This window comes from Mesorhizobium sp. M7A.F.Ca.CA.002.05.1.1 (genome assembly GCF_003998335.1).
In the GTDB taxonomy this organism is placed as follows: Bacteria; Pseudomonadota; Alphaproteobacteria; order Rhizobiales; family Rhizobiaceae; genus Mesorhizobium.
The window spans coordinates 1-9,101 of record NZ_RZQI01000159.1 but is presented as its reverse complement, the minus strand read 5'-3'; the positions used below and the strand labels follow the sequence as shown (position 1 = coordinate 9,101).

The window sequence follows — 9,101 nt, the reverse complement described above, 5'->3', positions numbered from 1 at the left end:
CCGCCTGAAGGACGATTAGGGCGCCGTCCCATCTCCATCCCGCAGCCCGGAAGCAAGGCGGCAAACCTTGTCTTGTCATCCCCGCCATGGTAGCGAACGCCCGATTTCAATTCGGTCAGCGACGCTGCCCAGGCAAGAGGACAAGGCTTATGGCCAGCAAAGATGACGCGCCGGTCGGCGCAGCCAACGGAAACGGCAATGCGGCGCAGCCGTCGCTCAACGTTCTGGCGCAATATGTGAAGGACCTGTCCTTCGAAAGCCCCGGCGCGCCCAATTCGCTGCGCGGTCGCGACAAGGCGCCGGGCATCGCCATCAACGTCAACGTCAACGCCAACCCGCTCTCCGACAAGCAGTTCGACGTCAATCTGACGCTGAACGCCAAGGCGTCCTTCGACCAGGAAGTGCTGTTCAATGTCGAGTTGGTCTATGGCGGCGTGTTCGCCATCGCAGGTTTTCCGCAGGAGCACATGCTGCCGATCCTGTTCATCGAATGCCCGCGCCTTTTGTCCCCGTTCGCCCGCCAGATCATCGCCGAGGCAACCCGCAATGGCGGCTTCCCGCCGCTGATGCTCGACCCCATCGACTTCGCACAGATGTTCCAGCAGAAGCTGGCCGAGGACGAGGCGTCCAAGGTCAAGGTGAGCTGAGCTCGGCTGCCATCGCTGTTGTTTTCTGAGAACCCGGCCTCGCGCCGGGTTTTCTGTTTGAGGTGCTGGAGAGATAGCTGAGGCGCCGGCGCCCTTCGAATGGCCTAGCCCTCCCGTCTTCGTCATCCTAGGGCGAAGCAAGGAGCGAAGCGACGCAGCGCAGACCCTAGGATCCATGCCGTGACGTGCGCCTTAGAATGCAACGGATCAGAATGGCGCTTGCCCCCGCGCCTATGCTCGCTACGCTAAAACGATGACCGGCTATGTCTACATGACTGCGAGCCAGAAGGCCGGCACCATCTATATCGGTGTCACCAACGATCTCGGTCGCCGCATGCCGGAGCACAAATCCGGTGAGGGCTCGCGCTTCACCAGCCGCTACGGTGTTCAGCGGCTGGTCTGGTACGAAGAATTTTTCGATATCACCGATGCCATCCAGCGCGAGAAGTCGCTGAAACGCTGGCCGCGCCAACGGAAGATCTAATTGAAAAGGCCAATCCGGAATGGTTCGAGCTGATTCGCGGGACGGGGTGGTAGGCGTTCGGTTTTTTGCACCGCCGGAGCCACTGCACCACTGTCACTGCATGGATCCTAGGGTCTCCGCAACGTCGCTTCGCTCCTGCTCCGCCCTAGGATGACGAAGACGCGAGGGTTTCGGTCAGTAGTTGCTCAGCCAGCCGCAACCTTCAGCCACAGCGCCTTTTCGCCAAGCGTCCCGACCATGCCGGTGTGCGCGGCGCGTTCGGCTTCGGTGACACGCGGCGGCAGGGGTGCCGGGCGCTGGCTGATGATGATTTCGATCTGGCGGACATTCTCGCCTTGCGCCGGCGCGGTGGCGCTGTCGAGGATGAGTGCCGCCTGCTTGCCGCCGATCAGCTCGATATAGACCTCGGCCAGCAATTCGGAATCGAGCAGGGCGCCGTGCTTGGTGCGCTTGGTGTTGTCGATGCCGTAGCGCCGGCAGAGCGCATCGAGCGAGTTGGGGCCCATCGGGTGCTTGCGGCGCGCCAGCGCCAGCGTGTCGACGACAAAACCATTGTCTATGACCGGGTGACCCAGCCGGCCGAATTCAACGTTGAGGAAGCCGACGTCGAAGGTTGCGTTGTGGGCGACCAGCTTGGCGCCGTCGGTGAAGTCCAGCCACTCCTGCGCAATCTCGGCAAAGGTCGGCTTGCCCGCGAGGTCCGCCGCGCTGATGCCGTGCACCGCCTGCGCCTCGGCGTGGATCGCGCGGCCTTGCGGGTTGATGTAGTGGTGGAAGGTCCTGCCGGTCGGGAAGCGGTTGACCAGCTCGACGCCGCCCAACTCGATGACGCGGTCGTCGCGCGAATCGAGGCCGGTGGTTTCCGTGTCGAAGATGATTTCACGCATCGAATCAGTCGCTCCAAAGGAGCAGAATCGTGAGACCGGAACAAAATGGCAATGGGAAACGAAGCTGATCAAGGCAATCACTACAGGTTTGCGCTGCCCCTCATCGCCCTGCCGGGCCCTTCTCCCCGTATAGTGACGGGGAGAAGGGGCTGGCCGCAACCTCGGCTCCCTTTCCGAACCTTGGAGATTGGCGAAATCCTTTGCGACAGCGTCCTTCTCTCCGTCACTATACGGGGAGAAGATGCCGGCAGGCAGATGAGGGGCGGCGCCGACGTTGACAGACAGCAGCCAGTGTCAGTGGCGCGGTCCGCCGCGCCCAATTAGCTCCGCAATGATCGCGTTCACTTGAACACGCGCAGCGTCCAATCCCCGCCCGGTGTCGACGACGAAATCGGCCTGGCGGCGTTTTTCCGCGTCCGGCACCTGCTTGGCCAGGATCGATGCCAGTTTTTCTTCCGTCATGCCCGGCCGCGCCAGCACGCGTTCGCGCTGGGTCTCGGCCGGGGCGGTGACGACGACGACCTTGTCGACGCGGTTGCGGCCGCCGGTTTCGAACAGCAGGGGAATGTCGAGCACCGCGATCGATTCGCTCGCGTTACGATGCTTGGCCAGGAAGGCATCGGCGTCGGCGCGCACCAATGGGTGAATGATCGCCTCGAGCCGCTTCAGCGCGGCGGCATCGCCGAGCACGCGCGCGCCAAGTTTGGCACGATCGACCACGCCGGCAAGTGTGGTGCCGGGAAAGGCGGCCTCGACCAGGGGGGCTGCCTTGCCGGCATAGAGGCGATGCACTGCCTCGTCGGAATCATGGACCGGCACGCCGGCGTCAGCGAACATCCTGGCCGTGGTCGACTTGCCCATGCCGATGGAGCCGGTGAGTCCGAGCACGATCATGGCTTCGGCACCAGATCGGCGACGATAAGCGCGCGCAATTCCCCCGTGACCTGCGGCCTGACGCCGAACCAGCGCTCGAAGCCGGGCACGGCCTGATGCAGCAGCATGCCGAGGCCGTCGACCGTCTTCAGATTTCGCGCGCGGGCGGCGGCGAGCAGCGGCGTCTCCAGCGGCACATAGACGATGTCGGTGACGATGCCGTGGTCCGGCAGCCGGGCGGGATCGGCCGACAGGCCTTCATTGCCATGCATGCCGAGCGCTGTGGTGTTAACCAGCAGGCCGGCATCGCCGAGCAGTTCATCGGTCGCCGCCATGCCATGCGCCGACACGCCGGCGCCGAAACGATCCCTCAATTCCTGCGCTCGGGCCAGAGTGCGGTTGACGATGCGGATGTCGGCAACGCCGCGCTGCTTCAGCGCATGGATGACGGCGCGCGACGCACCGCCGGCGCCAAGCACCACCGCCGGACCGTTGCTTGCCCAGCCCGGCGCATGATCGTCGAGGTTGGCGGCAAAGCCGTGACCGTCGGTGTTGCCGCCCCACAGGACGCCGTTCTCGAACCACAGCGTGTTGACGGCGCCGATCTCTTGCGCCGCCTGGTCGCGGCGCTCGGCCAACGCGAAGGCGACTTCCTTGTGCGGGATGGTGATGTTGCCGCCGCGGTAATTGTTTGCCTGCAGCGTGTTCACGAACTCGGCAAAATCCTGCGGCGCGACATCGATGGCCTGGTAGCTGCCGTCAATGCCATGCCTGGCCAGCCAGTGGCCATGGATTCTTGGCGAGCGCGAATGCTTGACCGGATGGCCTGACACGAAGGCCTTCTTCGACGCCTCAGCCATCGATTGCCCCCAGGTCACGCAGTTCGGCCAGCAGCGGCAGAAGCGGCAGGCCGACAATGGTGAAATGATCGCCCTCGATTTTCTCGAACAATTGAATGCCTTCGCCTTCGATCTGATAGGCGCCGACGCTTCCCAGCGCCTTGGCGCCGACGCGGGCGAGATGGCGGCCGACGAAGGCCGGGTCGAGCTTGCGCATGGTCATCGAAGCAATGCCGACATGCCGCCACAAGACCTTGCCGTCGCGAACCAGCACCGCGGCGCTGTTGAGCTGGTGGGTCCTGCCCGACAGCGCCAGCAGATGACGGCGGGCACCTTCCATGTCAGCCGGCTTGTGGAACACCTCGTCGACGAGCGACAGCGTCTGGTCGCAGCCGAGCACCAGGGCGCCCGGCCTGCGCTCGCTCACTTCTGTGGCCTTGGCCTCGGCCAGCACCAGGGCGACATCCTCGGGCGAGACGCCGCTATCCTGCAAAGGCCCCTCGAGCGCGCGCTCGTCGACATCGGCCGGCACCGCCTCGACATCGACGCCGGCATTGACGAGCATCGCCTTGCGGAACGGACTGCCGGAAGCGAGGATGAGTTTTTCGGTCATGGTTTGTACGCCTGGTTTTCTGGCACCGACTAGGGTGTTGAGATTCAGGTCAGGCCGAGTCGAAAATGGTGGCTTCCGAGAACCGGAGCGGAGCGTACTTAAAGTACGTGAGCACCGGAAGCGCAGGAAACCGCCATTTGCAGGCCGGCATCACCTGAATATCGACGCCCTAGCGCGTCTTCCCCCGCAGGGCAACGATGGCCGCCGCCGTTTCCTCGATCGAGCGGCGGCTGACGTCGATCATCGGCCAGCCATGGCGCGTGCAGATCTTGCGGGCGTAGGCTAGCTCTTCGCTGATCGCCGCGCGGTCGACATAATCCGATGCCTCATACGAACTGCTGTTGCCGAGGATGCGGTTTTGCCGGACATGCGAGATGCGCTCGGCGGTGGCGATTAGCCCGACGATCAGCGGCTTGCTGGCGGCAACCAGGCTTTCCGGCACCGGCACGCCAAGCACGATCGGGATGTTGGCGGTCTTGATGCCGCGGTTGGCGAGATAGATGCTGGTCGGCGTCTTCGACGTGCGCGAAATGCCGATCAGCACGACATCGGCATCGTCCATGTTGAGCGGCAACTGGCCGTCATCATGGTCCATGGTGAAATTGAGCGCATCGATGCGGCGGAAATATTCAGCGTCGAGAACATGCTGGGCACCGACGCGGCGGCCGGCCGGGGTGCCGAGATAGGACTGGAACACGGTCAGCACCGGCTCCAGCACCGACACACAGGGCAGGCCCATGGCCGCGCAGCGCTCGTCGATGCCGCGCGCCAGCTTCTGGTCGACGACCGTATAGAGGATGATGCCCGGTTCCTCCTCGATGTCCTCGAACACCTTCGCCACCTGCTTTTCGGTGCGGATCAGCGGATAGATATGCTCGATGGCGCGCGCGTCCTTGTACTGCGCCGAAGCTGCCCGGCCGGCGGCGAGCAGCGTTTCGCCGGTCGCGTCGGAAATCAGGTGCAGGTGGAAGAAGCTCTGGGGTTTGTTCACAGGGGGTCACCTGGGGCTGTGGGCTTCTGTGGATAAAGCGGGATGAAAAGACGGGCCTGTCGGAGGCGACTGTATCAGATGGCAGTTTGTCCACAATTCGATGCGCTGTCAGCTTCGTCGGGCGACTGGGGACAAGTTTGGGGACGGCTTTTTTCGACTGCGGTCCGTCCACAGGACCTGCTTTTCACCACTGTGCCTAACACTTTGACTCGCTTGATCGATTCCGATCTATCCCCAGAACCCTACATCTGGGAAAAAGAAGCACGCGACAATATGTTGGCTGGTGTTTTCCGGGGCAAAGCGGGACAGGTGGCAACCACCAGAACCAACAGACTCTTAGAATCAGAAGAATCTTAGATATAAGAATCTTTGATTATAGAAGAGGCTGGGAGAAGCGAGCGCTCGATGCCCCAGAACCGGATCATGCTGGATGTCCTCAGGGGCAAGGCCCATTTTCCGCCTCCGCTCTGGATGATGCGTCAGGCCGGACGCTACCTGCCGGAGTATCGGGAGACACGCAGACGCGCGGGCTCGTTCCTGGACCTCTGCTATGATCCAGACCTTGCGGTCGAAGTGGCCTTGCAGCCGATCGAGCGCTTCGGCTTCGATGCCTCGATCCTGTTTTCCGATATCCTTGTCGTTCCGCATGCGCTTGGCCGTGACGTCCGCTTCGAAGAGGGCAGAGGGCCGCTGCTGACGCCGATCACCGCGCCGGAGATTTTGGCTCTGGAAGGCGAGGTGTTTCACGTGAATCTCGAACCGGTCTATGAGACGGTTCGCCGGTTGCGGGCCAAACTGCCCGAAGAGACAACCCTGATCGGCTTCTGCGGCGCGCCGTGGACGGTGGCGACCTACATGATCGCCGGTCATGGCACGCCCGACCAGGCGCCGGCGCGGCTTTTTGCCTATCGCGAACCGGTGGCCTTTCAACGATTGCTGAAGGTGCTTGCCGAACATTCGGCCGCCTATCTCATCCGCCAGATCGAGGCGGGTGCGGATGTGGTGCAGATATTCGATTCCTGGTCCGGCGTGCTGGACGATGAGAGTTTCGACCTGTTCTGCGTTCAGCCGATGGCCGAGATCGTTGGCCGGGTGCGGGCGGTTCATCCCGATGTTCCGATCATCGGTTTTCCCAAGGGTGCCGGTTCGCGCTACCGGACATATCGACAGAAGACCGGCGTGACGGCGCTAGGGATCGACTGGACGGTACCCCTGATCGCGGCGAAGGAATTGCAGCGCTCGGGTGCGGTTCAGGGCAATCTCGATCCCTTGCGGCTCGTGGCTGGCGGCAAGGCGCTATCCGACGGCGTCGAGGCGATCCTGGGAGCGCTGGGAGACGGACCGCTGATCTTCAATCTCGGTCATGGCATCACGCCGGAGACGCCGATCGCCCATGTCGAGGCGATGGTGAAACAGGTGCGGAGCGCGACACGCTGATGGCTGAGATGAAAAACACGAACAGCACCGGTCAGGCGATGATGCGGATGATGTCAGGTATCGCGGTGCTGGTCGTTCTCACCGCGCTTTTGTATTTCGCGGCACCCGACAGCTTCTATCTCTGGGCAAAGGCGATCCATATCCTCGCCGTCATCTCATGGATGGCGGGCATGCTCTATCTGCCGCGGCTGCTGGTCTATCACGCCGATGCCGAGAAGGGCTCGGTGCAATCGGAGACCTTCAAGGTGATGGAGCGGCGCCTGCTGCGCGGCATCATCAACCCGGCGATGATCGTCACCTGGGTGTTCGGCCTGTGGCTCGCCTGGAAGGGTTTTGGTTTCCAGGGCGGCTGGCTGCATGCCAAGATCGGTGCGGTGCTTTTGCTGTCCGCCATGCATGGCTATCTCGCGGGCGCGGTGCGCAAATTCGCCGAGGACCGCAATGAAAAACCGGCCAGGCACTGGCGGATGGTCAACGAGATCCCCACATTGCTGATGATCGCAATCGTCATCCTGGTGGTGGTCAAGCCGTTCTGATGCATGCTGCTCAAAAACGGCCAGGAGACAACGACGGGCAGTGATGCGTTTCAAGCCTTCATAGGTCACGCAAAACGCAGCTTGCTCTTTCACCCGACCGACGATAAAAGACGGGTCTTCCTTCCCGTCATGCGCCGCCCCTCATTGTTTTCGGCCGCGCCCGGCATTTGTCGCATCCCGCCGATATTTTTCCCAAAGCCTACCCAGACTCCATCTATTCAAGGTCCGTCTATGCAAGAAATGAAACTCGCCGAGTTCAAGAACAAGAAACCGCCAGAGCTGATCGCCTATGCCGAATCGCTCGAGGTCGAAAACGCCAGCGTCATGCGCAAGCAGGAGCTGATGTTTGCGATCCTGAAGAAGCTGGCCGCCCAGGAGATCGAGATCATCGGTGATGGCGTGGTCGAGGTGCTGCAGGATGGTTTCGGCTTCCTGCGCTCCGCCAACGCCAATTATCTGCCAGGTCCCGACGACATCTATATTTCGCCGTCGCAGATCCGGCGCTTTTCGCTGAAGACCGGCGATACGGTCGAAGGGCCGATCCGCAGCCCGAAAGAGGGCGAGCGCTATTTCGCGCTGCTCAAGGTCAACACCATCAATTTCGACGATCCCGAAAAGATCCGTCACAAGATCCACTTCGACAATCTGACGCCGCTCTATCCCACCAAGCGGCTGAAGATGGAGATCGAGAATGCGACCACCAAGGACATCTCGCCGCGTGTGATCGACCTGGTCGCGCCGATCGGCAAGGGGCAGCGCGCTCTGATCAACGCGCAGCCGCGTACCGGCAAGACGGTTCTCATGCAGAACATCGCCCACTCGATCACCGCCAACCATCCGGAATGCTATCTGATCGTGCTGCTGATCGACGAGCGGCCGGAAGAAGTGACCGACATGCAGCGCTCGGTGAAGGGCGAGGTGATCTCCTCGACCTTCGACGAGCCGGCGGTGCGCCACGTGCAGGTCGCCGAAATGGTCATCGAGAAGGCCAAGCGCCTGGTCGAGCATGGCCGCGACGTCGTCATCCTGCTCGATTCGATCACTCGTCTCGGCCGCGCCTACAACACCGTCGTGCCGTCATCCGGCAAGGTGCTGACCGGTGGTGTCGACGCCAACGCGCTGCAGCGGCCGAAGCGCTTCTTCGGCGCCGCCCGCAACATCGAGGAAGGCGGTTCGCTGACCATCATCGCCACCGCGCTGATCGATACCGGCAGCCGCATGGACGAAGTCATCTTCGAAGAGTTCAAGGGCACCGGCAACTGCGAAATCCAGCTCGACCGCAAGGTGGCCGACAAGCGCATCTATCCGGCCATGGACATCTTGAAGTCCGGCACCCGCAAGGAAGACCTGCTGGTTTCCAAGCAGGATCTGCAGAAGATCTTCGTGCTGCGCCGCATCCTGGCGCCGATGGGCACCACCGACGCAATCGAGTTCCTGATCGACAAGCTCAAGCAGACCAAGACCAATGCCGATTTCTTCGATTCGATGAACACGTAAGAGGACTGGCGAGGGCCAACGGCCAACTGCTTGCGCTGCCCCTCATCCGCCTGCCGGCACCTTCTCCCCGTATAGTGACGGGGAGAAGGGAGATGGCCGCAACCTCGGCGCTCGTTCTGCTGCGTTGAAAATTGGCGAAACCGTCCATGACGGCGTCTTTCTCCCCGTCCCTATACGGGGAGAAATGCCCGGCAGGGCAATGAGCGACTATCTGTGGTGTCAAGTTGCATTGGCGAACTCCATGCGCGCATCGCGTGCTTTTGCATTGAGAATGACGAGGAGTTTTCGCGCCAGCGC

General features: G+C 62.3%; 9 protein-coding genes and 1 pseudogene. 5 read left to right on the top strand and 5 right to left on the bottom strand.

Annotated features, from left to right (window positions below; all coding sequences use genetic code 11):
* Positions 1-149 precede the first annotated feature (149 nt).
* A complete protein-coding gene (secB, locus tag EN939_RS10950) occupies positions 150-647 on the top strand; it encodes a protein-export chaperone SecB (protein ID WP_127268023.1) in 498 nt (165 codons plus the stop codon).
* A gap of 253 nt (positions 648-900) precedes the next feature.
* A pseudogene (locus EN939_RS10945) lies at positions 901-1,184 on the top strand (GIY-YIG nuclease family protein).
* 132 nt (positions 1,185-1,316) lie between these two features.
* Here the strand turns inward: EN939_RS10945 and dnaQ are convergent.
* From dnaQ to EN939_RS10915, 5 genes are all read right to left on the bottom strand, one after another.
* Positions 1,317-2,018, bottom strand: a complete 702-nt coding sequence (gene dnaQ / locus EN939_RS10940; RefSeq protein WP_127268022.1) for a DNA polymerase III subunit epsilon — start codon at positions 2,016-2,018, stop codon at positions 1,317-1,319.
* 294 nt (positions 2,019-2,312) lie between these two features.
* A complete protein-coding gene (coaE, locus tag EN939_RS10930) occupies positions 2,313-2,912 on the bottom strand; it encodes a dephospho-CoA kinase (RefSeq protein WP_127268021.1) in 600 nt (199 codons plus the stop codon).
* Positions 2,909-3,751: a shikimate dehydrogenase gene (locus EN939_RS10925; protein WP_127268020.1), complete on the bottom strand. Its 843-nt coding sequence runs from the start codon at positions 3,749-3,751 to the stop codon at positions 2,909-2,911. The genes coaE and EN939_RS10925 overlap by 4 nt, the downstream gene beginning before the upstream one ends.
* On the bottom strand, positions 3,744-4,343 hold the full coding sequence (locus tag EN939_RS10920; RefSeq protein WP_027037547.1) for a Maf-like protein: 600 nt from the start codon (positions 4,341-4,343) through the stop codon (positions 3,744-3,746). Before EN939_RS10920 ends, EN939_RS10925 begins: the two co-directional genes overlap by 8 nt.
* 169 nt (positions 4,344-4,512) lie before the next feature.
* Complete coding sequence (locus EN939_RS10915; protein ID WP_027037546.1) at positions 4,513-5,334, bottom strand: pyruvate, water dikinase regulatory protein; 822 nt, start codon at positions 5,332-5,334, stop codon at positions 4,513-4,515.
* Between the two features lie 405 nt (positions 5,335-5,739).
* Here EN939_RS10915 and hemE point away from each other — a divergent pair, with 405 nt between their 5' ends.
* The 3 genes from hemE (at position 5,740) to rho (ending at position 8,804) form a co-directional block, all read left to right on the top strand.
* Positions 5,740-6,771 (top strand): uroporphyrinogen decarboxylase, encoded by a 1,032-nt coding sequence (gene hemE, locus EN939_RS10910; RefSeq protein WP_127268019.1) that lies wholly within the window; start codon positions 5,740-5,742, stop codon positions 6,769-6,771.
* Complete coding sequence (hemJ, locus tag EN939_RS10905; protein WP_127268018.1) at positions 6,771-7,307, top strand: protoporphyrinogen oxidase HemJ; 537 nt, start codon at positions 6,771-6,773, stop codon at positions 7,305-7,307. The genes hemE and hemJ overlap by 1 nt, the downstream gene beginning before the upstream one ends.
* A 231-nt stretch (positions 7,308-7,538) precedes the next feature.
* Positions 7,539-8,804 carry a transcription termination factor Rho gene (gene rho / locus EN939_RS10900; RefSeq protein WP_127268017.1) on the top strand — a complete coding sequence of 422 codons (1,266 nt, stop codon included), beginning with the start codon at positions 7,539-7,541 and terminating at the stop codon, positions 8,802-8,804.
* Positions 8,805-9,101: the final 297 nt, after the last annotated feature.